The sequence below is a fragment of the Zobellella denitrificans genome (assembly GCF_002237365.1).
Taxonomy (GTDB): Bacteria; Pseudomonadota; Gammaproteobacteria; order Enterobacterales; family Aeromonadaceae; genus Oceanimonas; species Oceanimonas denitrificans.
This window is the reverse complement of sequence record NZ_NMUO01000003.1, coordinates 34,244-58,739: the sequence shown is the minus strand read 5'-3', so window position 1 is coordinate 58,739 and position 24,496 is coordinate 34,244. Positions and strand designations below refer to the sequence as shown.

Here is a 24,496-nt window from a genome sequence, read left to right as displayed (position 1 = left end):
GGATCGCGTCTCAAAAACGACACCTATTGCTGGGAGTTCAATCGCCTAATGGTGTAACATTCGGCACCCTCGCCCACACGGAAGCGAAAACGCTGTTCGGAACAACAGGAATGCGCTATGACCATAGAACTCCCCATTCTGATTACCTTTGTCGGCTATCTGCTGCTGACCATGCTGATCGGCCTGGTGGCCTATAAGGCTACCAGTTCGCTGAGCGATTACATTCTCGGCGGCCGCCGCCTCGGCCCCGGGGTGGCGGCCCTGAGCGTCGGTGCCTCGGACATGAGCGGCTGGCTGCTGCTCGGCCTGCCCGGCGCGGTTTACCTGTACGGCATCAACCAGGCCTGGATCGGCATCGGCCTGGTGATCGGCGCCTGGCTCAACTGGCTGTTCGTGGCCAAGCGGCTGCGGGTGTATACCGAGCAGGCCAACGACTCCCTCACCCTGCCCGACTTCCTGGAAAACCGCCTGGCCGACCACAGCGGCCTGCTCCGGGTGATCTCGGCCCTGACCATACTGGTATTCTTTATCTTCTACACCGCCTCCGGCCTGGTGGGTGGCGCCATCCTGTTCGAGAAGGTATTCGGTCTGCCCTACCTCACCGCCCTTATCGTCGGCGGCGGCGTCATCGTCGCCTATACCTTTATGGGCGGCTTCCTGGCCGTGTCCTGGACCGACTTCTTCCAGGGCATACTGATGCTGCTGGCGCTGATCGTGCTGCCCTGGGTGGTGATGAACGAACTCGGTGGCATGGATCAGACCCTGGCCACCCTGGAAGGCATGGACAGCACCAAGCTCGATATTTTCCACGACTTCTCGCTGCTGAGCGGGCTCAGCCTGCTGGCCTGGGGGCTGGGGTATTTCGGCCAGCCCCATATCCTGGCCCGCTTTATGGCCATCGACTCGCCGAACTCGGTCCCCCTGTCCCGCCGTATCGCCATGAGCTGGATGATACTGTCGCTGCTCGGCGCCCTCGGCGTGGGCCTGGCCGGTGCCGTCTACTTCAGCGGCACCCCGCTGGACAACCCCGAGACCGTGTTCCTGGCCCTGGCCAACGCGGTGTTCAACCCCTGGGTGGCCGGACTGCTGATCGCCGCCATCATGTCCGCCATCATGAGCACCATCGACTCCCAGTTGCTGGTGTGCTCCTCCGCCATTACCGAAGACTTCTACAAGCGCTGGCTGCGTCCCCGGGCCGGCGACAACGAACTGGTCTGGGTGGGCCGTTTTGCGGTGCTGGGGGTGGCGGTATGCGCCATGCTGATCGCCTTGGATCCGCAGACCACGGTGCTGGGCCTGGTCAGCTATGCCTGGGCCGGCTTCGGCGCCGCCTTCGGCCCGGTGATCATCCTCTCGGTGTTCTGGCCCCGCCTCACCCGTAACGGGGCCCTGGCCGGCATCATACTGGGAGCGCTGACCGTGATCGGCTGGAAGCAACTGAGCGGCGGCCTGTTCGATCTGTACGAAATCGTGCCCGGCTTCCTGGCCTGCGGCCTGGCCGCCATCCTGGTCAGCCGCCTGGACAAGGAGCCGTCCAAGGCCGTGGTACTGGGGTTCAGACGGATGGAATCCGATCTTTAAGCTTTGATTCCTCTCACAAAAAGGGCCTGAGGGCCCTTTTTTTATAAACAAGCGTTTTACTTTTCGGTTACATTTTTTTATTCTCCCGTCTGGTAAGAGTTCACACCTCATACCAGTTGCGCTAAAAGCTGTCGCGCCCGATTCACATAACAACGAGAAGAGAGTCTTCTATGAGCCATAAGACGTTGAAACTGTCCGTGCTCGCCGCCGCCATCGCCGTGGCAGCAGGGCAGGCCCATTCCGCCGCTTTCCAGTTGGCCGAGCAGAATACAACGGGTCTCGGTCGCGCCTACTCCGGAGAGGGCGCCGTGGCCGACAACGCCGCTGTGCTGGGCCGCAACCCCGCCGCCATGACCCTGTTCGAACGCCCCGCCCTGTCCACCGGTGCCGTTTATATCAACCCGGAAGTGGATGTGGAGGGGAAAGGTGCTTTTGCCCAGCAAGGCAAGGCGATGGGCCTTCCTACCGATGCCAAGGATATCGCCGATGATGCGGTGGTGCCTTTCTTCTACTATGTGCATCCCATCAATGAGCAGTGGGTGGCCGGTTTTGGCGCCTTTACCAACTATGGTCTGGCAACCAACTATCCCAATGACTATTATGCTGGCCCGGTTGCCGGTAAAACCTCGCTCAAAACCCTGAACCTCAATCCCAATATCGCCGTTAAAGTGAACAACCAACTCTCTTTAGGACTGGGCTTCAACGCCGTCTACGCCGATGCCGAGTTAATTCGTCACGCCGGAGCACACTACGATCAACTGCTTGGCCAAACAACCCAGGGGATCCTGGCAACCAATCCCGGACTTTCTGCTGCACAAGCCTCCCAGCTTGCCGCCCAGGGGCTAGCCCAACAGGGGTTTGAAGGGCGAGGAACCGAAGTCGCCCGCCTAACCGGAGATGACTGGGGCTACGGCTGGAACACCGGCATACTGTTTGAGGCCGACGAAAACAATCGTTGGGCCATTACCTATCGTTCCAAAGTCGATCTGACCTTTGATGGCCAGTACAGCGGTGTAAGCTCGGGCTTTCAAACCGTCCCCGGAAAATTGGACCTGACCCTGCCGGCCATCGCCGAATTATCCGGCTTCAATAAAGTTTCGCCGGACTGGGCGGTACACTATGGGCTGATGTGGACGGAGTGGCGCCACTTTGACGAGCTGAAGGCCACCAGCAGCCAGTGTAATAACGGGGTGTGCCTGGAGAAGCCCGAGCAGTTCAAAAACAGCTGGCGAATCAGCGCCGGGGCCACTCACTATCTGAATGAGCAGTGGACCCTGCGTGGCGGCCTTGCTTATGACATATCCCCCGTACAGGAGCAGTATCGCTCTATTTCCATTCCGGACAGCAACCGGACCTGGTATACCCTGGGCGCCACCTACGCCTATAACCAGAATCTGAGCGTGGATGCCGCCTTTGCCTTCCTGGATGGCAAAAAAGTGGATGTGGTTGAAGACGGCTTCGAATTTATCTCCGGCGGCGATGCCTACCTGCTCGGCCTGCAGATGAACTACCGCTTCTGATCCCTTGTCGAGTCCTGCCTGAAAGCGCCCCCCGAGGGCGCTTTTTTGTCGGCGCAGTCTTTGTCAACCCGATGATTATCCTGTATATTCCACAACCTGTTTTTGACGCGCCGGGGCCCTATGAACTGTTTTGTAGCCAGACAAGCCATCCTCGACAAGCAGGGCAATCCCCTGGGGTACGAGCTGTTGTTTCGCCTTGGCCTTGAGAACCGTTTTCCCAATATCGGCGCCGAACAGGCTACCCGCCGGCTGATGGCGGAGCAATTCCTGAGCCAGAAAATCGAGGATCTGGTTGGCGATACCCTCTGTTTTGTCAACTTTCCCGACAGCCTGCTGCGCGAAGGTCTGGCCGACGGCTTCCACCCCCACCGGCTGGTTATTGAAATACTGGAAGACGCCACCCCGGATCAGGCCCTGCTGGAATGTGTCAAAGGGCTTAAACAACAGGGGTTTAAACTGGCGTTGGACGATCACCTGCCGGGCAGCGAGTGGGATGCCTTCCTGCCTTTTATGGACTTTATCAAGCTGGACCTGCGCCAGACGCCCCTGACCGACTGTGCCCGTTTTATCCGGGCATGCCGCTGTTATCCGCAACTGCGCTTTATCGCCGAAAAGGTCGAAACCCGGGAAGAGTTCGCCGCCGCCGCCGAAGTCGGCTTCGAATTTTTCCAGGGCTATTACTTCCAGCAGCCCCAGGTGATCCGCCGGCGCATCCTCACCACCGACGAACTGACCGCCTTCGAGTTGCTGTCCGCCGTCAACGAGGAAGAGATCGACTATAACAGGCTGACCGAACTGTTCAGCCGGGATCTGTCACTGTCCTATAACCTGCTGCGCTATGTGAACAACCTGCACATGGGCTACCGGCACCAGAATATCGAAAATCTGCGCAGCGCCATCGTGTATTTGGGTCACCAGCAGCTGAAACGCTTTACCGCCCTGGTCATGACCGCCTACATCAGCAAAAACAAGAATATCGAGCTGTACCGGCTTTCCATCATCAGGGCCAAGTGGTGCGAACTGCTGGCCGCCAAAGTGCACCCTGCCCTTAAGGACGATGCCTTTATCTGTGGCCTCTTTTCCCTGCTGGACGTATTGCTGGAGCGCCCCATGGCCGAAATATTGCCGCAACTGTCGGTGTCGGAAGCCATTTCACACGCCTTGCTGGAAAACAAGGGTGAACTGGGCTTTTTCATGGGCCTGATCCACGATCACGAGCAGGCGAACTGGCCGCAACTGCAGCAGCGCCTCGCCTTTATCCGCCTGAATGAAGCGGCCAGCAGCCAGTGTTACGAACAGGCGGTGCAATGGAGCAATCGGCTCGGCCAGGGTCACCGGCTGGCCTGACTTCGCTTCTCAGCCCTTGGCCCTGCCCTGCAGGTAATGGCGGCGACACAGGGCCACATAGCGCTCGTTGCAGCCAATCTCTATCTGATCCCCTTCACGCACTAGAGCACCGATCAGTTTAAAACGTGAGCAGTGCGATATACCCCCTGTAGGCGCCCGTTTACGTGGCGCAAACCTGCCAACGGCGTGGGGCGTGGGCATTGGCCGCCGTCTTCCCGTCGGCTGAAGCGACGGCTACAGCGGCACAAACCGGCGGTTACGCAGTGCCTGGCTGCCACTCTCGCCGGTAGGCAAACGACGTTTGCAGATTGGCACCTGACTGGTGGAGCGCAGGCGGACCGCCCGCGCCCCAAGAAACATCATGCTGCTCAACGTTTAAACTGATCGGTGCTCTAGCTGGCCGTCCTGATCCAGCTGGGCAGTCAAAGTGGAGAGAGGCCATTGCCTTGTAAGTTCCTTTGTTTCAGGGCCCAGCCTGCCAGTACCAGCATAAAGGCGATGGCCGCCGCCAGGAAGCCCATCGGCAACGAGGCGGTGTAGCCCAGGGCCAGATAGCCGGCCACGCTGACCAGGGCGATGGAAAGCGCATAGGGCAACTGGGTGACCACATGGTCGATATGGTGGCAGGAGGCCCCGGTGGAAGACAATATGGTGGTATCCGATATCGGCGAGCAATGATCGCCAAACACGGCTCCCGCCATCACCGCCGACATGCCCGGCAACAGCAGCTGGGCATCGATGGCCATGGTCATGTCGGCCGCAATGGGCAACATGACCCCGAAGGTACCCCAGCTGGTGCCGGTGGCAAAGGCCATCACCCCGGCCAGCAGAAAGAGTATGGCCGGCAACACGAACAGAGGAATGTTCTGTTGCACCAGGGAAGCCAGGTACTTGCCGGTTTCCAGCTCGGCGATAAGGCCGGCGATGGTCCAGGCAAACAACAGGATATAAATGGCCGGCAGCATGCCTTTCAGCCCGAGCTTCAGAACATGCCCCCATACCGCCAGGGCAGCCCCGTGCCGGATCATGGCAACCGCACAGACCAGCACGCCGGCAACACCGCCCAGTACCAGGGAGCGACCCACATTGGTGTTTTCGAGGGCGGCCAGCACGGTGAAGGACAGGTTATTATCCGCCAGCGCCGCCGCCCCGGTGGCCAGCAGGGAAACCACGGTCACCAGGGTAAGGGTGCCGATCGCCAGCAGCAGATCGACGACCCGGCCGGGACTGTCGGCACTGTCGGCCACCCCGGGCGGTGTGCCTTTCGCCTGGTCGAACAGGACGCCGTCCAGCGCCTGCCGTTCATGATGGGCCATGGCCCCCAGATCCCAGCCGCCACGGATCACCAGCAAGACCATCAGCAGGGTAAAGACGGCGTAGAAATTCATCGCCCCCATGACGAGGAAGGCGCCCAGGGCACTCTGTCCGGTCAGGCCATAGCTCGCCAGTATGCCGCCGACCAGGGCAATGATATAGGCCCCCCAGGAAGAGACCGGCATCAATACGCACACCGGGGCGGCGGTGGAGTCCAGCAAATAGGCGAGTTTGGCCCGGGAAATACGAAAACGATCGGTGACGGGCCGGCAAATGGTGCCCACTGAAAGACTATGGAAATAGTCATCGATAAAAAAGATGAACACCAGCAGACCCGTCATGATCTTCGCCTGACGGCGGCTTTTAATCCGCTCCTGAGCCCAGTGTGCAAACGCCAGCGTCGCGCCGGTATGGCTGAGCATGCTGATCATGCAGCCCAGCAACAGCAAGAACAGAAGGATATTTACATTCCATTCGTTCACGGCATTGTCGGACCAAAGCAGTGCCGCTACATTGCGGCTCAAATGAACCAGTGCATCGAGAGGATTGAATTGCTGCAACAGCAACACCCCCAGGACAATGCCGACCCCAAGGGAAAGCAGTACCCGCCGGGTAAGGATGGCCAGGACAATGGCCACCAGGGGCGGCAGCAGCGACCAGAAAGCATTCATCAGTTCTCTCCGCGAGAAACCCCGTCCTTTTAGGGCAGGGAGGGATAGCGATTGGCGCGCCGCGCCAACGGCTTCTAGAATTAACCCTGTCTCTGGCAGACCTACGGCGGGACACGCCGAATGTTAAGCCTGCGGAGTGGATGTGAGACTTAGGCGGATATGGGGTTGATTCACCATCGTAAAATCCGCCATTGCGCGGAATTTACGGCGATAACCAAGCCCCCGCCCGAGCTGTCCACCGTGAAACAGGAACCTGTTAACCCGGTGACGGGTTTTCCCCTAACGGGAATCCCCTTCCTTCAGGGAGGGGAGGATGTCAAGACAGTATCAGCCCTTTCGGCACCGATCCCAGCCAGGTCACCGGATAAATGGCGTGGCTCCGGCATCTATTCCTTTCAACCAGGATAAACGGCATCACCCTGAGCTGGTTTACTGATAATAGACGCGCCTCTACGCAGGCAAGCCGGAGGATTTTACTGATAAAAAGCAAAAGATCAATATATTAAACCAAAATGATGAGATCTTTCGCCACCTTGGCACGCATAGCATATCTGTGCCATGCTGTTTTATGAAAAAATGCAGCTCGGTTCACAGGTTTTTGTTAAGTTCTGGCTCAGGCGATTGTCCCGTGACCGCTATTGCCATTGCCGAATAATGAAGCAGCCCTTTAATCACATTCTTGATTAGCGATTGATTTTTGCAAATTGCAAAGCCATATCCGTCAATATATGACGAGACAGGAATTGAAAAGAATGCGCCTGTTAAAGTCTGTATTAATTAACTTGCTTCATTTAAAATGAAGTTGTAAATTTAATTTATTACAGCATCGATAGAACACCACAGGTGAACCCAATGACCGAATTTTTGAAGACACTGCTCAACATTCGCAGCCTGCGTGCTGCTACCCGCGATCTGACTCTGGAACAACTGGAAGAAGGCTTGGCCAAACTGACTTCTATTGTAGAAGAACAGCGTGAAGCCAAAGCCGCCGAGCGCGCCGCCAATGAAGAGCGTGAGCGTAAACTGAAAGAGTTTGTCAGCAAGCTGGAGGCCGATGGCATCGATATTAACGATCTCATCGAGATGGCCGAGCCGAGCAAAAAAGCGGTCAGCGGCACTCGCAGCAAACGCCCCGCCAAATATCAATACGAGGACGATAACGGCGAATACAGAACCTGGACCGGTCAGGGACGCAAGCCCGCCGCCATCCAGAAAGCCATTGAGAGTGGCGAGAAAAAACTGGAAGACTTTCTGATCAAGTAATGCGATTCAAAAACAGGGCCTCCGGGCCCTGTTTTCATCCTCGCCTTGAATAATTAACAAGCAGATATCTACAGCGGCATCGCCGGATCTGTAGGCGCCCGTTTACGTGGCGCAAAGGCGAACGGCGCAGATCCTGATATTCCAACGTCTGCTGGTGCCGGCATCCTGCCTTTATCAGGCCTGCTCCAGCAAGGGGTAAAGCCCCGCGTCCAGTCCGTTCAGCTTGAGTTCGTAAACCAGTGCCAACTCCGCCCCGAGCCGGTCATCCGGCCAGCCACGCCGTTCCAGCCAGCACAGATAAGCCATGGGCAGCCGCAACAGCGGCCGGCCATGGTATTTGCCGAAGGGCATGGGTTTATTGATGATAAGCCGCAGCTCGGCCGCTGAGAACCCCATACTTTATATCCCGATACACGACAAGAGCGGCATCTTTCCGTCAGCCGGCAGCGGCCAGGCCGCGGTTGATTTGTGCCAGCACGGCGGCAGGATCATCGGCCTGGGTAATGGGACGGCCGATGACCAGATAATCGCTGCCGGCAGCCAGGGCCTGCTCCGGGGTCATGATCCGGCGCTGATCACCCGCCTCGCTTCCCGCCGGGCGAATACCTGGCGTCACCAGTTTGAAGTCCGGCCCCAGCTCGGCCTTCAGCAAGCTGGCCTCCTGGGCCGAACAGACCACGCCGTCCAGGCCCGCATCCCGGGTCAGGCGGGCCAGGGTCAGTACCTGCTCGGCGGGAGAGCGCAGTACCCCCACCTGGTGCAATTCTTCCCCCGTCATGCTGGTCAGCACAGTGACGGCGATAAGCAGCGGCGCCTTGTCCCCGTAAGGCTGCAGGGCCGCCTTGGCCGCCTGCATCATGCGCGGGCCACCGCTGGCATGGACGTTGACCATCCACACCCCGAGCTCGGCCGCCGCCGCCACCGCCTTGGCCACGGTATTGGGAATATCGTGGAATTTCAGATCGAGGAAGACATCGAAGCCGGCGTCCACCAGGGAGCGGACAAATTCCGGCCCGAACAGGGTGAACATCTCCTTGCCCACTTTCAGCCGGCAACTGGCCGGATCCAGCCTGGCCACCAGCGCCAGTGCCTCCTGCCGATCGGCGAAGTCGAGCGCTATCAGGATCTTGGGATCATGAATGTTTGAATCTTGCATGGGTTACCTTTTCTTTTTTGTGAGGGGTGAGGAGTCAGAGGTGAGGAGAAAAACCCGGTGTTTCTCTCCCCTCACTCCTCACGCTTCACCCCTGTCGTCATTTATTCCCCATCCAGTCCCCGCACCGGCTTGATGCTGCCCCACTGCTTGCAGGAGGGACATTGCCAGAATAAAGATTGGGAAGAGAAGCCGCATTGGCCACAGCGATGGCTGGGCTTGGCCTTGATCTGTTCGGCCACCAGCGACTTGAGCATTTCCAGGCTTTCCCGCGCCCTGCCCTGCTCGGCATTGGCCGCATGATAGGACATCAGCCGATGGAAGCCTTTCATGGTCGGATGACGTTGCAACTGGCGCAGCACCATCTGTTCGGCGCTAAGGGTTCCCTGGGTTTCACCGATCTTGTCGGCCAGCATCAGCACCGCGCTGGTGCCGCTGTCCTTGGCCACCCATTGCTCCAGCTGGCGGATGAACTCCTCCTCCCTGCCGAGCTCCCGGTAACAGCGCTGCAGCGCCGGCAGTACCTCGGAAATAAAGTCCGCATCCTGCTCGGTGACCCGGCTCAGGCACTGGATGGCCTGTGCCCACTCTGCCCCCGCCATATGAATATCCGCCAGGCGGATATTGGCCCTGACACAACCGGCATCCGCCTTGAGGGCCTTCTTGAACAGCGTGATCGCCGTCTTGGCATCCTGTTGCCGCCACTGCTGCTCGGCCAGTTCACAGTAGAAATGCCCCATGGGGGTCATCGCCTTGATGCCCTGGCGCTTCTTCAACCGCTCGGCAACGGCAATGGCCTTTTCCCACTCCCGCAACTGCTGATAGATCTGCATTAGTTGGCCCAAGGCCGCTTCTTCGTAATCCGGATCGTCTTTCAGCTCAACCAGGATATGCTCGGCCCGATCCAGCAGCCCCGCCGCCAGAAAGTCCCGGGCCAATTCCAGCATGGCCAGGTGGCGCTGTTCGGTCAACAGGTTGGGTCGGGCGATCAGGTTCTGATGGATGCGAATGGCCCGGTCAACTTCCCCCCGGGAGCGGAACAGGTTGCCGAGTGCCAGGTGGGTTTCTATGGTTTCACTGTCGACCTGCAACAGTTGAATAAAGAGATCGACCGCCTTGTCGGGCTCGTCGGAAAGCAGAAAATTCAACCCGGCAACGTATTGCCGGGAGAAGTGATTGGATTGTTGTTGAGCATCCTGCCGGACTCCCCTGCGCCCCATATACCAGCCATAGGCGGCAGCCACCGGAAGCAGCAGAAACAGCAATTCCAGCATGGGGCTCGTCAATCCTTAACGGGCAAGGCCCTGAGCTCTTCCAATTCCTTGTGTTGACGCTCGACTTTCTTGCGCAGCCCGCTGTTGTTCATCCTGAGGCGCAGCATCACCAGGCCGAATACCAGCCAGCCGATAAGAAAACCGGCCACGAAGACCACGGCCAGTAATGTGGAAAGACGGTATTCTCCCTGGGCCAGCAAATAATTGACCTGCACCAGTTGATCGTTTTGCGACCCCAGGGTCAGCCCTACCGCGAACAAGATAGCCAGGAATACCAGACCAATAATGATTTTCACCTTATCCTCTCAACTTCCTGATTTTGAGTGTTGGCATTATCCCGGAAAAGCGCTGATCCCGCCAGCCGGGCACGCATGAAAAGTGATATCGGACGGCACCGGTATGGCTCAGGACGGGTTCACCCGCTCCCGCAGCTCTTTTCCCGGTTTGAAATGAGGAACGTACTTGCCGGTCAATTCCACTTTTTCACCGGTCTTGGGGTTGCGGCCCTGGCGGGGGGCACGATAGTGCAATGAGAAACTGCCGAAACCGCGAATTTCGATGCGATCGCCGGTTTGCAGGGTCGAGGCCATTTGCTCGAGGATTTCCTTGATGGCGTTTTCCACTTCCTTGGCGGAAAGATGACCGTATTGCTCGGCCAAACGCTCAATCAGATCGGATTTGGTCATGATGTATGTCTCCTGAACACCAAATAAAAAGGGGGCGCGAAGGCCCCCTTTTGAATTCGGACAGGCTTATTCGCCTTTCGCCGCCTTGAAAGCTTCGGCCATGGCACTCAAACCAACTTCTTCTTGCTGTTGCTGGTTCAGGTTGTCCATAACGGCTTTCTCTTCAGCTTCGTCTTTCGCACGGATAGACAGGCTGACGGTACGGTTTTTGCGGTCAACGCCCATGAAACGCGCTTCGACTTCTTCACCCACGCTCAGTACGGTGGAGGCGTCTTCGATGCGGTCGCGGGAGATGTCGGCAACGCGGATGTAACCTTCCACGCCTTCTTCCAGCTCAACCACGGCGCCCTTGGCGTCAACGGCGGTGATGGTACCCTTAACGATAGCACCTTTCTTGTTGTCAGACAGGTACTTATTGAAAGGATCCTCGTCGATTTGCTTCACGCCCAGGCTGATGCGCTCACGCTCCGGATCGACCTGCAGCACCACGGCGTCGATTTCGTCGCCCTTCTTGAACTCACGAACGGCTTCTTCACCGTTGGCGTTCCAGGAGATGTCGGACAGGTGAACCAGGCCATCGATGCCGCCGTCCAGGCCGATGAAGATACCGAAGTCGGTGATGGACTTGATCTTGCCGGAAACACGGTCGCCCTTGTTGTGGGTTTCCGCGAACAGCTGCCAGGGGTTGGACTTGCACTGTTTCAGGCCCAGGGAGATACGACGACGCTCTTCGTCGATGTCCAGCACCATCACGTCTACGTTGTCGCCAACGGAAACCACCTTGGACGGGTGGATGTTCTTGTTGGTCCAGTCCATTTCGGACACGTGTACCAGGCCTTCAACGCCTTCTTCGATCTCAACGAAGCAGCCGTAGTCGGTCAGGTTGGTCACGCGGCCGGACAGGCGGGTGCCTTCCGGATAGCGGTTGGCGATATCCACCCAGGGATCGGCGCCCAGTTGCTTCAGACCCAGAGACACACGGGTACGCTCGCGGTCGAACTTCAGCACCTTGACGTTGATCTCGTCGCCCACGTTCACGATCTCGGAAGGATGCTTGACGCGCTTCCAGGCCATGTCGGTGATGTGCAGCAGGCCGTCTACGCCGCCCAGGTCCACGAAGGCGCCGTAGTCGGTCAGGTTCTTGACGATACCCTTGACTTCCTGGCCTTCCTGCAGGTTTTCGAGCAGCTGCTCGCGCTCAACGCTGTTCTCGGTTTCGATCACGGCGCGGCGGGAAACCACCACGTTGTTGCGCTTCTGGTCCAGCTTGATGACTTTGAACTCAAGCTCTTTGCCTTCCAGGTGCAGGGTGTCACGTACCGGACGCACGTCAACCAGAGAACCGGGCAGGAAGGCACGGATGCTGTTCACTTCTACGGTGAAGCCGCCTTTGACCTTGCCGTTGATGATACCAACAACGGTTTCCTGATCTTCGTAGGCTTTTTCCAGTTGCAGCCAGGCTTCGTGGCGCTTGGCTTTTTCACGGGAAAGCAGAGTCTCGCCGAAACCGTCTTCTACCGCGTCCAGCGCGACATCGACGCTGTCGCCAACGCTGATTTCCAGCTCGCCCTGGGCGTTCTTGAACTGCTCGGCGGGAATGGCAGATTCGGATTTCAGGCCGGCGTCAACCAGAACGATGCCGTTCTCGATGGCAACAACGGTGCCCTTGACGATGGAACCGGGACGGGTTTCGAGTTCTTTCAGAGACTCTTCAAAGAGTTGAGCAAAAGATTCAGTCATGTTTAATGAATACACTGTTAAGGTTGAACATCCACGGGGCAATCCGGCACCGGTGGGGTGATTAACATTCTCCCGTCTCTGTCCTTGAGGCGGGCATTGCCAAATCGCTTCAGCGACCAAGAATAACCTTAGTATGACTCAATACTTTGTCCAGCACCTCGGCGATGGACAGGTGGGTCGAGTCGATAACCAGGGCGTCATCGGCGGCTTTGAGGGGCGCCACGCTCCGGTTTCGGTCCCGGTCGTCACGCGCCTGAATTTCGCTTAAAAGGCGGTCAAAGCTAACATCAAACCCCTTATCTTGCAACTGTTTAAGCCGCCTCTGCGCCCTTTCCTCGGCACTGGCGTCGAGGAAGATCTTGACCTGGGCATCGGGGAACACCACCGTGCCCATGTCCCGCCCGTCGGCAATCAGCCCGGGTTTGGCCCGGAAGGCCCGCTGGCGTCGCAACAGGGCCTCGCGCACCCGGGGAAAGGCGGCGACCTTGCTCGCCGCTTCGCCCACCTGCTCGGTGCGGATGGAACGGGACACGTCCTCCCCTTCCAGGATGGTTTTGATCTGCCCGTCCACCACCGGAAACTGAACATCCAGATGGGCCGCCAGGGGCATAAGACCGGTTTCATCATCCAGCGCCACATTGTGATGCAGTGCCGCCAGCGCCAGCACGCGGTAGATGGCGCCGGAGTCCAGCAAATGCCATTCCAGTTTTTCGGCCAGCAACTGACAAAGCGTTCCCTTGCCGGCTCCGCCCGGGCCATCGACGGTGATGACGGGAGCTAGTTCAGACATTGCATCCTCCACTCAATCATGTATCTGGGCACCTCGGGTGCCGCGCGGCCGGCATTATACCCGAGTTGGCGAACAAAGGCATAATTTACAATTGATTAACCTTTCGTCATTGCATATTGCGCCTATACCTGCAGGCCCATCCGCTTTACAATGGCCGCTATTTTTTGATGCATGAGACACGAAGAGGAACGCCATGAGCAGTGTTACCCGGATGGCAAACTCAAAACTGCCGACACCCTGGGGCACCTTTACCCTGGTCGGGTTCGAAGAAAAAGGCACAGGCAAGGATCATGCCGCCCTGGTGATGGGCGACGTGGCCGACGGCCAGCCGGTACTGGGCCGCATCCATTCCGAATGCCTGACCGGCGATGCCCTGTTCAGCCTGCGCTGTGACTGTGGCTTCCAACTGCAGGCGGCCATGGAAAAAATCGCCAAGGAAGGCCGGGGCGTGCTGCTCTATGTGCGTCAGGAAGGCCGCGGCATCGGCCTGCTCAACAAGATCCACGCCTACCACCTGCAGGATCAGGGCAAGGACACGGTAGAAGCCAACGTCGAGCTGGGGTTTGCCGCCGACATGCGCGACTACACCATCTGTGCCGACATGCTGCGCAGCCTGGGCGTCAAACAGCTCAGGCTGATGACCAACAACCCGCGCAAGGTCAAGGCGATGGAAAATTTCGGCATCGAAGTGGTGGAGCGGGTGCCGTTGCAGGAAGGCCGCAACCCCTTCAACGAGCATTATCTGGACACCAAGGCCGGCAAGCTGGGCCATATGCTGAAAGAGCAGGACTGAAGGTTCCTTTCCCCCGCCCCCTGAGTCATACCGGCCCCTGGCCGGTATCTTCTTGCTCGGATTCGCCGGTGTGCCGGCTCAGGTAATCCACCATCTGCGACAGCTGAGTGATGCTGGCAAAGTCGGCTTCCGGAATACGTATCTCCAGCTCCCGACCCAGCGCCTCAACCAGCCGCAGAAAATCCATCGAGTCCAGATCGAGTGCGTCTCTCATGTCTTCTCCCGGATCCAGCTGTGCGGTATCGGCATCCGGTGCTATGTCCCGAATGTGGCGACAGACCAGCTCGGTCAGCGCTTGCTTGTCTTTCATTCCAGTTGCTCCGGCTGTTGCAATAAGTTGTCTATCCGGTTAAGCAAACGGGCGCCCTCGTGACCGTCACTCACCCTGTGGTCGGCGGCCAGGCTGAAGCTGGCCTGGAGCATGGGCACTATGTTCTGCTGCTGTACCCAGGGAGCCAGACGCACCCGACCAATACCCAGCAGGGCCACTTGCGGCGGAAAGATCACCCCCTGAATGCGATCCACTCCCCGTTCCCCCAAACTGGACACGGTCACCGTCGCCTCCTGCAGTTCAGCGCTGCGCAGCCCCCCTTCCCGGGCCCGGATCACCTGATCCCGAAGGGCCGCCATCATTTGTGCCGCTCCCAGTAGGTGCGCGTCATGGATGGCCGGCACCACCAGCCCGCCCCGGCGCAGGTGGATGACGTTACCCAGGTGCACCCGGGGTTCGCTGTAATAGTGACCGTCCCGGTAAAAACCGTTGAAGCGGGGAAACTCGGCCAGTGCTCGAGCCAGGGCACAGTAGACAAGGGCATTGGCCAGCACCAGTTGTTCGGCGGGCTTGCCATGATTAAAGGCCGTGCACCAGGCCTGGGCCCGCGCCAGGGCAATATCCTGCTCCAGATAGTAATGGGGGATCTCCCGCTTGGAGCGACTCACCACATCGGCAATGGCCTGGCGCATCCGCGGCTCCGCTTCCTGCGGCTTTGACGATGACGCCAACGCCTCGATATCCGCCAGCACCAGGGCGCCATCGGGTCCACTGCCGGGTCCCAGACCACGCCAGTCGATGCCCAACTGGCCGGCCCGCTGGCGGGCCGCCGGCGAAATGCGAACGGATCTCCCGGCAGCCGCCGGCCTGGTCGGTTCCGGCTCAGGCATATTCGGTACCCGGGGTTCTCTGACCGTTTCCTCCTGTTCGGCATCACCACTCAGGCGCAAGCGAGCGATGGGCTCACCCACCTGCAACGGCTCACCTATCGGTGCCAGTAGTGCCTCAACTACGCCTTCGTCAAAGACTTCCAGATCAATCAGTCCCTTCATGGTGTCGATGGTGGCGATCACATCGCCCCGGTGAACCGCATCCCCGGGTTTCACCCGCCATTCCGCCACCGTGCCCTTGGCCATGTCGGATCCGAAGGATGGCATGCTGATGGTTTTGATCATTTTCCCACCACCCTGATGGCGGCAGCCACTATGCCCTCGACCTGGGGGGTGGCCGCCAGCTCCAGATGCCGGGGATAAGGGATCGGTACCTCTCTGCTGCACACCCGCTGGGGCGGTGCATCCAGCGACCAGAAGCAATGCTCCGCCACCTGGGCGCAAATCTCGCCGGCCAGGCTGCCGGTGCGCCAGCCTTCGTCCACTACCAGCAGGCGCCGGGTCTTGTTGACCGAGGCAAACAGGGTGTCGAGATCCAGTGGACGCAGGCAGCGCAGATCGATCACCTCGGCGCTGATGTCCCGGCTTTGCAACAACTCGGCGGCGTCCAGTACCTTGGGCATGGAGCCACCGTAGCTGACCAGGCTGAGATCCGTCCCTTGCCGGCGCACCAGCGCCCGGTGCATGTCGGGGCACTGCTCCGCCGTGGGGGCCGGCCCCGTCATGTTGTAGAGCAGCACATGCTCAAACAGCAGCACAGGATCGGGATCCGCCAGGGCCATCGCCAGCATATAACGGGCATCGGCCAGGGTGGCCGGCGCCAGCACCTTGAGGCCGGGCACGTGGGCATACCAGTTTTCCAGACTGTGGGAATGCTGGGCCGCCAGCTGCCGGCCGGCGCCGCAGGCCATGCGGATCACCAGCGGCACCCCCAGCTGGCCACCGGACATGTGGCGCAGGGTGGCGGCATTGTTGACGATCTGATCCAGCGCCAACAGGCTGAAATTGACCGTCATCACCTCCACAATGGGCCGCATGCCCCCCAGCGCCGCGCCTATCCCGGCCCCGACAAACCCGGACTCGGACAAGGGCGTATCCCGCACCCGCTGCTCGCCAAATTCCTGCAGCAGCCCCTTGGTTACCGCATAGCAGCCGCCATAATGGCCCACGTCCTCGCCCATCAGGAATACCCGGGGATCCTGCCGAATGGCTTCCCGTATGGCTTCCCGCACCACCTCACGGTAGCTGATGTCTGGCATATTCATGCTTCCGGCTCCTGATAGACGCCGCGGCACAGCTCCGACTCGGGCTCAAACACCGACTGCTCGGCAAAGGAAACAGCCTCATTCAACTCCAATCTGACCGCCTGCTCCAGTTGCTGCCACCGGGCGTCATCCAGCTCACCGCGCTGCTCAAGAAGTTTCCTGAGCTGCACAATGGGGCCCTTTTGCTGCCATTGCTCCACTTCATCCGGGGTACGGTAAAGCTGGGTATCAAACATGGAGTGACCGCGAAAACGGTAGGTCAGGCATTCCAGAAAGCGGGGCCCGCCCCCCTGACGAATGGCGTCACAAGACTCCCTGGCTGCCGCTTCCACCGCCGCCACCTGCATGCCGTCCACCTCGCGGGCGTCCAGGCCATAGCTGGCGGCCTTTCTGTAAATGTGCTGCTCCGACTCGGAGATGGCCAGGGCCGTGCCCATGGCGTAGCGGTTGTTCTCACACACGAACAGCACCGGCAGTTGCCACAGTTGGGCCAAATTGAGGCTTTCGTGAAATTCGCCTTCCGCCGCCGCCCCTTCACCGAAGAAGCAGCAGGTTACCCGGCGGCGGTTCTGCAGCTTGTCGGCCAATGCCAGTCCCACCGCCATCGGCAGGGCGCCGGCGACAATGGCATTGCCACCATAGAAACGTTTGTTCTTGTCGAAAATATGCATGGAGCCGCCCCGCCCCCGGCTGCTGCCCCCGACTTTGCCGAACATCTCCGCCATCACCGCTTTCATGTCCAGCCCCCGGGCCAGCGCATGGCCGTGCTCCCGGTAGGTAGCGATCACCGCATCTTCCGCCGTCAGCGCCTGCATCACGCCCACCGCCACTGCTTCTTCACCAATATAAAGATGCAGAAAACCGCGGATTTTTTCTTCCATATACAGCTCGGCGCAGCGCTCTTCAAAACGGCGAATGCGCAACATTGCCTGCAGCAACTGCAGCAAGTGACGGCTGTCCGGCCCGCTGCCGTCAGCTTCGGGGTGAGTGTTCATGACCATTGCCCTCATCGCTTTCCAGGGTGGAAATATCGCCCGGTGGCAAGCCCAGCTCGCGGGCCCGCAGCAGGCGGCGCATGATCTTGCCGCTGCGGGTCTTGGGCAGATTGTCCTTGATGGCGATCTCCCGGGGTGCCACCGCCGGGCCCAGGCGCTTTCTGGCATGAGCCATCAGACTTTTCAGCAAGTCCTCACCGGCCTCATAACCGGGTTTGAGCGCCACAAAGGCCTTCACCACTTCCCCGGCGACCACATCGGGAATACCAATGACCCCGGCTTCCGCCACCGCCGGGTGCTCGAGTAGCACGCTTTCCACCTCAAAGGGGCCGATCAGATGGCCGGAAGACTTGATCAGCTCCTTGCTGCGCCCCACAAACCAGTAATAACCGTCCTCATCCCGCCAGGCCAGATCGCCGCTCAGATACCAGTTGTCCCTGAAGCAGTTGCGGTAACGTTGCTCATCATGCAGATAGCCCCTGAACATGGACGGCCAGCCCGGCCTCAGCGCCAGCTCGCCCACCTGGCCGGGAGCGCTCAGCTCGGTGAGCCGCCCCTGGTCATCCACCCGGACGATGCCCGCCGTGATGCCCGGCAGCGGCTGTCCCATGGAGCCCGGCTTCACCGGCTCGGATGCAAAATTGGCCAGCATGATGCCGCCGGTTTCGGTCTGCCACCAGTTGTCGTGAAAGGGCATGCCAAATAGCCGCTTCCCCCAGACCACCGCCTCGGGATTGAGCGGCTCGCCGACGCTGGCCAGAAAACGCAGCGCCCCCAGATCATAACGGGCCACCAGCTCGTCACCGGCTTTCATCAGCATGCGAATGGCGGTGGGTGCCGTATACCAGACATTGACCTTTTCGTCGGCCAGGATCCGGTACCAGCGCTCGGGATCGAACTCCGCCTCGTCCACGACCAGGGTGACCCGGTTGCACAAGGGGGCAATCACGCCATAACTGGTGCCGGTAACCCAGCCCGGATCCGCCGTGCACCAGTAAATGTCGCCGGGATGCAGATCCAGCGCGCACCAGGCGGAATAACTGTGATACACCACCGCCTCATGCACATGCAGGGCGCCCTTGGGCAGGCCGGTGGTGCCGCTGGTAAAATGCAGCAGGGCCGGGTCTTCAGGCTGCGTCGGGCAGATGTGAAAGGTTTCGGCGGCCCCCGCCAGAGCGGAGTCCAGATCCAGGCAGCCGGCGGGGCAGTCGCCGTGGCAGTCGTAGAGCAACACCTGCCCAAGCTGGGGCAGCTCGCTGCGCCAGGGCGCGACTTTTTTCAGGTAGAGACGGGCGCTGCTGATCAATACCCTGGCATTGCCAATCTCCATACGGGAACGAATGGGCTCGGGGCCAAAGGCGGAAAACAGCGGGCAAAACACGGCGCCGGCTTTCAGGCTGCCCAGCAAGGCGGCATACAGCCGGGGCGTGCGCCCGCACAGGCTGAACACGGTTTCTCCCTTGACGACTCCCAGGCTGGCCAGCAGGCTGGCAAAGCGGTTGCTGAGCCCCTGCAATTCACGGTAACTGAAGGTGCGCCGCTCCCCCTGTTTGCTCAGCCAGACAAGCGACGTCTGCTCGCCCTGCCCCTCCAGCACATGGCGATCCAGCGCCTCAAAGGCGATGTTGATGCCCCCCTCATGGCCCTTGATCCTGGCTTGGGCCTGCTGCCAGTGAAACTGACGACAGCCTTGCCGGTAGTCCGGCAGATTGGGTCTGACGCCGGACGGCTCCGGTGTCTTGGTGATGATTTCAAAGCCCATGCGAGCCTCCTGCTTGCCGGTGGCTTTACGGGTGGCAGAGCGGGTGGCCGAATGATGCCGCCCTTTGACGCTCTTCAGGCAAGTTTAGCCATAAACCGGCTATTCGCGCCGCAGCCTGAACTGCAGAAAATGGGTGGAGCAGGAAATGCAGGGGTCGTAGTTGCGGATCAGCCGCTCGCAGAACAGTTTGAGCTCCTGATCGCTGTGGTGCAGGCCAAAGCGGGTGACCGAAGCCCTGAGATCCTGCTCGATACGGGCCTGATTCTGACTGGTGGGCGGAATGATGGAGCAGGACAGCACCCGGCCCTGCTCATCCAGCCGGTAATAATGATAAATCATGCCCCTCGGCGCCTCGGTACAGAAACAGCATTCTCCCGCGGTAGGAGTGACCGGCAGGCTGGCATCGCCGTTGGGGCATGGCTGCGCCAGCAATCGGTCGGCCTCGAACAGAGCCCAGTATATTTCCAGTGCCCGGGCTCGAATGCTGGTAAACATGTTGCGGCTGGGAAACGCAAAGCCGCATTCCCGGGCCAGGGCGCGCACCTCGGCAGGCAGCCGCTCAAAACTGTTGTTCATCCGCGCCAGCGGGCCGACCAGGTAATCCTGGCCATCGAGCAGGGAATAGAGCGCGGTGGAATGAGGCTCCTGATGCTCGGCAAAATGTCGGGGGTAGTCGGAATAATCCAGGCTCAGGCCATGGCTGCTGGTGATACGGCCACCATTGATGGCATAACCGTCGGGCTCGGTGAGGCTGACCCAGATAAAGTCGTGGCTGTAATCGGGCAACGTCAGCTCCGCGGTCCAGCGCACCAGTGCCTCGGCGGCGGGCAGCGCCTGCTTCACCAGCCCACGCACTTCATGCCAGCGTTCGTGATCGGGCAGACGGCCAAAGCCCCCCACCTGCAACCCCACCGGGTGTACGGAGCGACCGCCCAGCAGCGCCATCAGGGCATTACCGGCTTCCTGCAGCAACATGCCCCGTTTCAGCACCTCGGGGAACACCTTGGCCATGTCGAGGGCATGATCAAACCCGAGAAAGTCGGGTGCCGCCAGAAAGTGAATATGCAGAGCATGGCTTTGCACCCACTCTCCCAGATTCATCAGCAGTCTCAGTTGCGCCAGCGGCGGGGGCAGCGCTATGCCGAACAACCGCTCCATCGCCTGAATGGAAGTGAGCTGGTAGGCCATGGGGCAGATGCCACAGATGCGGGCGTTGAGATCCGGCACCTCCTGATAGCCCCGCCCTTCCAGAAACTTCTCAAACAGCCGGGGCGGCTCGAAAATGGCCAGATGCAACCGGTCGATGCGGTCGCCTCTGGCGTTCAGCTCCAGGCTGCCTTCCCCTTCCAGCCGGGTTACAAAGGGCACCTTGAGAGCGATGCGACGCCTGGCCTTTTTCTTCATTCGTCGACCTCCCGCACATCGATGCGCTGCCAGCGCCGGTACTGCTCGCGAAACGGCGGACTGTGGCTGTGAATGGCGGCAAACCGCCGGGCAATGTCGTCGGGCAGCAGCCCCAGGCCGGCGAAGCGGTTGGCCAGGCTGTCGCCGTTGGGCTGCTCGGACGGACCAAAACAGCCATAGCAGGCCCGGCCAAAGGCGGGACAGAGGGCACCACAGCCGGTGCGCACCACCGGTCCCAGACAGGGGGCACCCCTGGTGACCATGACGCACACCTGCTGACGGCGCTTGCACTCCATGCACAGCTTTTCAGCCTCGGGCCGGGGCCACACGCCCAGGCGCAACTGACGCAGAAAATGGCGCATCTGCTCCACGGTAATGGGACAGCCCCAGAGTTCAAAGTCCACCTGGATGTGCTCGGCTACCCCGGTGGACGTGGCCAGGGTGGCGATAAAGTCCGGCCGGGCATAAACGGCCGCTTTCCAGCCCGGGCCATCCGCCAGATTGCGCAGGGCCTGAATGCCGCCGCTGGTGGCACAGGCGCCCATGGTCACCACCAGCCTGCTGTTGCGGCGAAGGGTTCGGGCGCGTTCGAGATCGTCCGGCGTGGACACACTGCCCTCGACCAAGGCCACATCCACGGTTTTGTCGGGCCCGGTTATGCCCGCCTCGATGAAGTGCACAAACTCCACTTCCTCCAATAAATCCAGCAGCGCCGGTCCCTGATTGAGCAAGGCCAGCTGGCAGCCGGAGCAGGAGGTCAGCTTGTGCACCGCCAGGGTCAGCTTGGCCGTCATACGCCCTCCCTGCCCAGCCAGGGCTTGACCTGCGGATAATGAAATACCGGACCGTCCTTGCAGACAAAATACGGCCCCAGCTGACAATGACCACACAGGCCCCGGCCGCACTGAAAATTGCGTTCAAGGCTCATGTAAACCGCCTCGTCCGCCACTTTTAAGCGCGCCAGCTGTTTAAGGGCCGCCAGCATCATGATCTCGGGCCCGCACATCATGACCGCACAGTGATCAGCATCAAACTCCGCCAGCGCCAGCAATTCGGTCACCAGCCCCAGCCGCCAGTGATGCCGGTGCCGGTGTTCCTCGCTGGCAGCCAGCAATACCTGGCATTCGCCCAGGGTTTGCCAGCGCCGGTACTGCGTCTGCCACAGCAGATCGGCATGGTGCTTGACCCCTTGCAGGATCACGATGCGACCGTATTGATCCCGGTTGGCCACCGCATGGTGAATGGCCGCCACCACCGGGGCACAGCCCAGTCCGGCGGTAATAAACACCAGGTCCCTCCCCCGCAGCTGCGCCAGTGGCCAGCCCCGGCCAAAGGGGCCGCGCAGGCCCAACTGCTGGCCGACCTCCAGCGCCACCAGCGGCCGCGTGACCCGGCCCACGGCGCGAATGGTGTGCTGCAACAGCCCCTGATGCCAGCCCATGATGGAAATGGCCACCTCACCGGCGCCAAACAGGTAAAGCATGTTGAACTGGCCGTAATCGAAGTCGAACGGTGAGCGCGTGTCCAGCGCCAGACTCAGGGTATGTACTCCCGGCACCTCCATGGTTTTGGCCGCCAGGGTGGCGACCATGGGCACCCCGTCAGCCATGGTCGTCCTCCTGTGATGGCTCCTCCAGCAGGGCCTGGCTCTCTTCCACCAGATCGATGGCCACCGGACACCAGGCAATGCAGCGACCGCAGCCGACACAGCCACTGCGGCCGAATTGCTGCTGCCAGGTGGCCAGCTTGTGCACCAGCCATTGCCGGTAGCGGTGGCGGAGTTCATGGCGGATCACCTTGCCGGTGATGTAACTGTGCTGCTCGCTGAAACAGGAGTCCCAGCGCTGTACCTGCTCGGCCTGCCGATGGCGAATGTCGCCTTCGGTGTCCTGTTTCGAGCAAAAACAGGTAGGGCAGACCGAGGTGCAGTTGCCACAGGCCAGGCAACGTTCGGCCACCTGCTGCCAGCGCGGGTGGTCGAGCCGGTCCACCAGCTGCGCCAGTTCGGCTTCGCCGGGCATGACTCGCTGTTGCCGGCGGGAGGCCGCCAGCGCGGTTTTCGCCTCGCTCAGTTGCTTATTCATCGCCTTGTTCAGCGGCAATTGAGCCGCAATGGTGTCGCCCTTGTCGCTGCCGGTCTGCAACAGGTAGCCCTCTGCCAGCTCGTCGAGCAGAATATCAAAACCGAAACGGGCCTCGGGGCCGTCGCCGGTCGACACACAAAAGCAGGTGTCGGCGCTGCGGCCGCAGTTCACCGCCACGATAAAGAGGTGCTCGCGCTGAGCCCGGTAAAAGGCATCGGCATAAGGCCCTTTGACAAAATGCTGATCCTGAATGCGCAGTGCCGCCAGATCGCAACCCCGCAGGCCGATAAACGCGAGCAGCCTGGGCTTTGGCTCCACGGCGCGAAAACGCAGGCCATCGTCGGTGTGCTCGGCTCGCCAAAGGGGTTGCTCAGGTAAAAACAGCCAGGGTTTGAGGCCCTGCGGGCCGGTGTTCCAGGCAAAGGCGCGCTCGCCGGCGGTGCGCTGCAGGCGGTAGCTGCCCGCGTCGGCCTGTTCCTGCCAGCCCCAGGGAAGGTCATCGACATGTGCCAGCGGCGCGAACACAATGGCGTCGTCTTTCACTTGCGGGCCAATCACCTCATAACCGGCCTGCACCAGCGCGTGATGCAGCCGGTGCAGGTGCTTTCGCGGCAGAAAACGCCGGCTCATGACCGCGTGCTCAACAGCCAGTCGTACCAGGCATTCAGCCCCTCGCCGCTCTGGGCCGACAGCACCAGGATCTGAACATGAGGATTAAGCCGGCGCAGGGCGCTTTTTATGCTGTCGAGATCCACCTTCAGATAAGGCAGCAGATCGGCCTTGTTGATAATAACCAGCCCGCAGCCGGCAAACAGATGGGGATATTTTTCCGGTTTGTCGTCGCCGTCGGTCACCGCCATCATGGCGACGCGGTGCTGCTCGCCCAGATCGAACAACGCCGGACACACCAGGTTGCCGACGTTTTCAACCAGCACCAGCGCGCCGTCCGGCGCCGCCAGGGTGGCCAGCCCCGCCTGTATCATGTGCGCGTCCAGATGACAGCCGGTGCCGGTGTTGATCTGCACCACCCGGCCGCCACAGGCCTGAATGCGCCGAGCATCGTTCTGGGTGTGCTGATCCCCTTCCAGCACCGCCATCGGCGGCCAGCCGGCCTGTCTGGGGGCATGGGCAAAGGTGGCTTCCAGCAGCCGGGTCTTGCCGGCGCCCGGGGTGCCCATCAGGTTGATGCAGGTAATACCATGGGCGGTCAGCCAGTCGCGGTTTTGCCGGGCCAGTTCGTCGTTGCCGGCCAGCAGCGCCTGCTGTAATTGCAGGCTGTCACCTTCATGGTGAAGGTGACGATGGATTTCGCTGCCCGGTGTCGACAACCGGGCCTTGTCGCCGGAACATCCGCAGTGACCACACATCAGCCGAATCCTATTTCCGTTAACAGCAGTTGCCTTCCTGACGTCAAAGTATAGTCGTGGCTGCTGCAGGGACAGGCGTCCCCCGGTTTGTCCGGGGTGAAATGCCGGCCGCAGTGCCGGCATTCGGCCCGGGCCGGCACCACCTGGATGACCAGCTCGGCACCGCTTAACCCGGCCTCTTCCTTGACCATGTCAAAACAGAACTGCAGCCGCGCACCATCCACGCAGCTCATGGCGCCCACCTCGACGGTAATGCGGCGGATCTCCCGGTGTTGATAAGGCTTGAGCTGGGTCAGCAGGGCCCGCACCACCGAGAGCTCATGCAT

Annotated in this window: 24 protein-coding genes and 1 riboswitch; of the genes, 5 read left to right on the top strand and 19 right to left on the bottom strand. The window is 60.4% G+C overall.

The features are described from left to right. The first annotated feature begins 117 nt into the window (after window positions 1-117). The 3 genes from putP to CGX12_RS01435 all read left to right on the top strand — a co-directional run bounded on the left by putP (window position 118) and on the right by CGX12_RS01435 (window position 4,448). Window positions 118-1,581: a sodium/proline symporter PutP gene (gene putP / locus CGX12_RS01445; protein ID WP_094038118.1), complete on the top strand. Its 1,464-nt coding sequence runs from the start codon at window positions 118-120 to the stop codon at window positions 1,579-1,581. Window positions 1,582-1,751: 170 nt separating this feature from the next. Beyond that, window positions 1,752-3,101 (top strand): outer membrane protein transport protein, encoded by a 1,350-nt coding sequence (locus tag CGX12_RS01440; RefSeq protein ID WP_094038117.1) that lies wholly within the window; start codon window positions 1,752-1,754, stop codon window positions 3,099-3,101. A 120-nt stretch (window positions 3,102-3,221) separates the two neighbouring features. Next, complete coding sequence (locus CGX12_RS01435) at window positions 3,222-4,448, top strand: EAL and HDOD domain-containing protein (protein WP_094038116.1); 1,227 nt, start codon at window positions 3,222-3,224, stop codon at window positions 4,446-4,448. A 422-nt stretch (window positions 4,449-4,870) separates the two neighbouring features. Here CGX12_RS01435 and CGX12_RS01430 read toward each other — a convergent pair whose 3' ends face one another. Beyond that, window positions 4,871-6,433 (bottom strand): Na+/H+ antiporter NhaC family protein, encoded by a 1,563-nt coding sequence (locus CGX12_RS01430; protein WP_094038115.1) that lies wholly within the window; start codon window positions 6,431-6,433, stop codon window positions 4,871-4,873. Between the two features lie 277 nt (window positions 6,434-6,710). Then, window positions 6,711-6,894: riboswitch (Lysine riboswitch) on the bottom strand. A gap of 391 nt (window positions 6,895-7,285) precedes the next feature. Between CGX12_RS01430 and CGX12_RS01425 the strand changes: the two genes are divergently transcribed. Continuing rightward, entirely contained in the window at window positions 7,286-7,696 is a 411-nt protein-coding gene (locus tag CGX12_RS01425) for an H-NS family histone-like protein (RefSeq protein ID WP_094038114.1), read from the top strand. A gap of 174 nt (window positions 7,697-7,870) precedes the next feature. Here the strand turns inward: CGX12_RS01425 and CGX12_RS01420 are convergent, their stop codons facing one another. From CGX12_RS01420 to cmk, 7 genes are all read right to left on the bottom strand, one after another. Then, window positions 7,871-8,092 carry a DUF3820 family protein gene (locus CGX12_RS01420; RefSeq protein ID WP_094038113.1) on the bottom strand — a complete coding sequence of 74 codons (222 nt, stop codon included), beginning with the start codon at window positions 8,090-8,092 and terminating at the stop codon, window positions 7,871-7,873. 40 nt (window positions 8,093-8,132) lie between these two features. Continuing rightward, window positions 8,133-8,837 (bottom strand): orotidine-5'-phosphate decarboxylase, encoded by a 705-nt coding sequence (gene pyrF / locus CGX12_RS01415; protein WP_176441971.1) that lies wholly within the window; start codon window positions 8,835-8,837, stop codon window positions 8,133-8,135. Between the two features lie 116 nt (window positions 8,838-8,953). Continuing rightward, a complete protein-coding gene (gene lapB, locus CGX12_RS01410; protein ID WP_094038111.1) occupies window positions 8,954-10,123 on the bottom strand; it encodes a lipopolysaccharide assembly protein LapB in 1,170 nt (389 codons plus the stop codon). Between the two features lie 8 nt (window positions 10,124-10,131). Beyond that, window positions 10,132-10,419 carry a LapA family protein gene (locus CGX12_RS01405; RefSeq protein ID WP_094038110.1) on the bottom strand — a complete coding sequence of 96 codons (288 nt, stop codon included), beginning with the start codon at window positions 10,417-10,419 and terminating at the stop codon, window positions 10,132-10,134. 108 nt (window positions 10,420-10,527) lie between these two features. After that, window positions 10,528-10,812 carry an integration host factor subunit beta gene (ihfB, locus tag CGX12_RS01400; RefSeq protein ID WP_303396171.1) on the bottom strand — a complete coding sequence of 95 codons (285 nt, stop codon included), beginning with the start codon at window positions 10,810-10,812 and terminating at the stop codon, window positions 10,528-10,530. A gap of 63 nt (window positions 10,813-10,875) precedes the next feature. Then, on the bottom strand, window positions 10,876-12,549 hold the full coding sequence (gene rpsA, locus CGX12_RS01395; protein WP_094038108.1) for a 30S ribosomal protein S1: 1,674 nt from the start codon (window positions 12,547-12,549) through the stop codon (window positions 10,876-10,878). 109 nt (window positions 12,550-12,658) lie between these two features. Next, a complete protein-coding gene (cmk, locus tag CGX12_RS01390) occupies window positions 12,659-13,339 on the bottom strand; it encodes a (d)CMP kinase (RefSeq protein ID WP_094038107.1) in 681 nt (226 codons plus the stop codon). A gap of 193 nt (window positions 13,340-13,532) precedes the next feature. On the opposite strand from cmk, the gene ribA reads away from it, so the two are divergent. Further along, window positions 13,533-14,132, top strand: coding sequence for a GTP cyclohydrolase II (ribA, locus tag CGX12_RS01385; RefSeq protein WP_094038106.1), 600 nt, complete (start codon window positions 13,533-13,535; stop codon window positions 14,130-14,132). 25 nt (window positions 14,133-14,157) lie between these two features. Here ribA and CGX12_RS01380 read toward each other — a convergent pair whose 3' ends face one another. The 11 genes from CGX12_RS01380 to CGX12_RS01330 form a co-directional block, all read right to left on the bottom strand. Then, on the bottom strand, window positions 14,158-14,442 hold the full coding sequence (locus CGX12_RS01380; protein WP_094038105.1) for an acyl carrier protein: 285 nt from the start codon (window positions 14,440-14,442) through the stop codon (window positions 14,158-14,160). Further along, window positions 14,439-15,578 (bottom strand): dihydrolipoamide acetyltransferase family protein, encoded by a 1,140-nt coding sequence (locus CGX12_RS01375; RefSeq protein WP_094038104.1) that lies wholly within the window; start codon window positions 15,576-15,578, stop codon window positions 14,439-14,441. Before CGX12_RS01375 ends, CGX12_RS01380 begins: the two co-directional genes overlap by 4 nt. Beyond that, window positions 15,575-16,558 carry an alpha-ketoacid dehydrogenase subunit beta gene (locus CGX12_RS01370; protein ID WP_217898101.1) on the bottom strand — a complete coding sequence of 328 codons (984 nt, stop codon included), beginning with the start codon at window positions 16,556-16,558 and terminating at the stop codon, window positions 15,575-15,577. Before CGX12_RS01370 ends, CGX12_RS01375 begins: the two co-directional genes overlap by 4 nt. Further along, window positions 16,555-17,553 carry a pyruvate dehydrogenase (acetyl-transferring) E1 component subunit alpha gene (gene pdhA, locus CGX12_RS01365; RefSeq protein WP_094038103.1) on the bottom strand — a complete coding sequence of 333 codons (999 nt, stop codon included), beginning with the start codon at window positions 17,551-17,553 and terminating at the stop codon, window positions 16,555-16,557. The genes CGX12_RS01370 and pdhA overlap by 4 nt, the downstream gene beginning before the upstream one ends. Then, window positions 17,531-19,315: an acetate--CoA ligase gene (gene acsA, locus CGX12_RS01360; RefSeq protein ID WP_094038102.1), complete on the bottom strand. Its 1,785-nt coding sequence runs from the start codon at window positions 19,313-19,315 to the stop codon at window positions 17,531-17,533. The genes pdhA and acsA overlap by 23 nt, the downstream gene beginning before the upstream one ends. 99 nt (window positions 19,316-19,414) lie before the next feature. Beyond that, on the bottom strand, window positions 19,415-20,719 hold the full coding sequence (locus CGX12_RS01355) for a Ni/Fe hydrogenase subunit alpha (RefSeq protein ID WP_094038101.1): 1,305 nt from the start codon (window positions 20,717-20,719) through the stop codon (window positions 19,415-19,417). Further along, window positions 20,716-21,513, bottom strand: a complete 798-nt coding sequence (locus tag CGX12_RS01350; RefSeq protein ID WP_094038100.1) for an NADH-quinone oxidoreductase subunit B family protein — start codon at window positions 21,511-21,513, stop codon at window positions 20,716-20,718. The genes CGX12_RS01355 and CGX12_RS01350 overlap by 4 nt, the downstream gene beginning before the upstream one ends. Next, window positions 21,510-22,328, bottom strand: coding sequence for an FAD/NAD(P)-binding protein (locus tag CGX12_RS01345; protein ID WP_094038099.1), 819 nt, complete (start codon window positions 22,326-22,328; stop codon window positions 21,510-21,512). Before CGX12_RS01345 ends, CGX12_RS01350 begins: the two co-directional genes overlap by 4 nt. Continuing rightward, complete coding sequence (locus CGX12_RS01340) at window positions 22,321-23,433, bottom strand: 4Fe-4S dicluster domain-containing protein (protein WP_094038098.1); 1,113 nt, start codon at window positions 23,431-23,433, stop codon at window positions 22,321-22,323. The genes CGX12_RS01345 and CGX12_RS01340 overlap by 8 nt, the downstream gene beginning before the upstream one ends. Then, window positions 23,430-24,170: a hydrogenase nickel incorporation protein HypB gene (gene hypB, locus CGX12_RS01335; protein WP_094038097.1), complete on the bottom strand. Its 741-nt coding sequence runs from the start codon at window positions 24,168-24,170 to the stop codon at window positions 23,430-23,432. Before hypB ends, CGX12_RS01340 begins: the two co-directional genes overlap by 4 nt. Next, a complete protein-coding gene (locus CGX12_RS01330) occupies window positions 24,170-24,496 on the bottom strand; it encodes a hydrogenase maturation nickel metallochaperone HypA/HybF (protein ID WP_094038096.1) in 327 nt (108 codons plus the stop codon). The genes hypB and CGX12_RS01330 overlap by 1 nt, the downstream gene beginning before the upstream one ends.

Coding starts and splice junctions, on each gene's coding strand:
- CGX12_RS01425 (WP_094038114.1), top strand. CDS start 7,286: ATGACCGAATTTTTGAAGACACTGCTCAACATTCGCAGCCTGCGTGCT.
- CGX12_RS01370 (WP_217898101.1), bottom strand. CDS start 16,558: ATGAATATGCCAGACATCAGCTACCGTGAGGTGGTGCGGGAAGCCATA.
- lapB (WP_094038111.1), bottom strand. CDS start 10,123: ATGCTGGAATTGCTGTTTCTGCTGCTTCCGGTGGCTGCCGCCTATGGC.
- CGX12_RS01355 (WP_094038101.1), bottom strand. CDS start 20,719: ATGAAGAAAAAGGCCAGGCGTCGCATCGCTCTCAAGGTGCCCTTTGTA.
- CGX12_RS01435 (WP_094038116.1), top strand. CDS start 3,222: ATGAACTGTTTTGTAGCCAGACAAGCCATCCTCGACAAGCAGGGCAAT.
- CGX12_RS01350 (WP_094038100.1), bottom strand. CDS start 21,513: ATGACGGCCAAGCTGACCCTGGCGGTGCACAAGCTGACCTCCTGCTCC.
- CGX12_RS01330 (WP_094038096.1), bottom strand. CDS start 24,496: ATGCATGAGCTCTCGGTGGTGCGGGCCCTGCTGACCCAGCTCAAGCCT.
- pdhA (WP_094038103.1), bottom strand. CDS start 17,553: ATGAACACTCACCCCGAAGCTGACGGCAGCGGGCCGGACAGCCGTCAC.
- cmk (WP_094038107.1), bottom strand. CDS start 13,339: ATGTCTGAACTAGCTCCCGTCATCACCGTCGATGGCCCGGGCGGAGCC.
- CGX12_RS01345 (WP_094038099.1), bottom strand. CDS start 22,328: ATGGCTGACGGGGTGCCCATGGTCGCCACCCTGGCGGCCAAAACCATG.
- putP (WP_094038118.1), top strand. CDS start 118: ATGACCATAGAACTCCCCATTCTGATTACCTTTGTCGGCTATCTGCTG.
- CGX12_RS01420 (WP_094038113.1), bottom strand. CDS start 8,092: ATGGGGTTCTCAGCGGCCGAGCTGCGGCTTATCATCAATAAACCCATG.
- ribA (WP_094038106.1), top strand. CDS start 13,533: ATGAGCAGTGTTACCCGGATGGCAAACTCAAAACTGCCGACACCCTGG.
- CGX12_RS01375 (WP_094038104.1), bottom strand. CDS start 15,578: ATGATCAAAACCATCAGCATGCCATCCTTCGGATCCGACATGGCCAAG.
- CGX12_RS01340 (WP_094038098.1), bottom strand. CDS start 23,433: ATGAGCCGGCGTTTTCTGCCGCGAAAGCACCTGCACCGGCTGCATCAC.
- acsA (WP_094038102.1), bottom strand. CDS start 19,315: ATGGGCTTTGAAATCATCACCAAGACACCGGAGCCGTCCGGCGTCAGA.
- rpsA (WP_094038108.1), bottom strand. CDS start 12,549: ATGACTGAATCTTTTGCTCAACTCTTTGAAGAGTCTCTGAAAGAACTC.
- CGX12_RS01380 (WP_094038105.1), bottom strand. CDS start 14,442: ATGAAAGACAAGCAAGCGCTGACCGAGCTGGTCTGTCGCCACATTCGG.
- hypB (WP_094038097.1), bottom strand. CDS start 24,170: ATGTGTGGTCACTGCGGATGTTCCGGCGACAAGGCCCGGTTGTCGACA.
- CGX12_RS01440 (WP_094038117.1), top strand. CDS start 1,752: ATGAGCCATAAGACGTTGAAACTGTCCGTGCTCGCCGCCGCCATCGCC.
- CGX12_RS01430 (WP_094038115.1), bottom strand. CDS start 6,433: ATGAATGCTTTCTGGTCGCTGCTGCCGCCCCTGGTGGCCATTGTCCTG.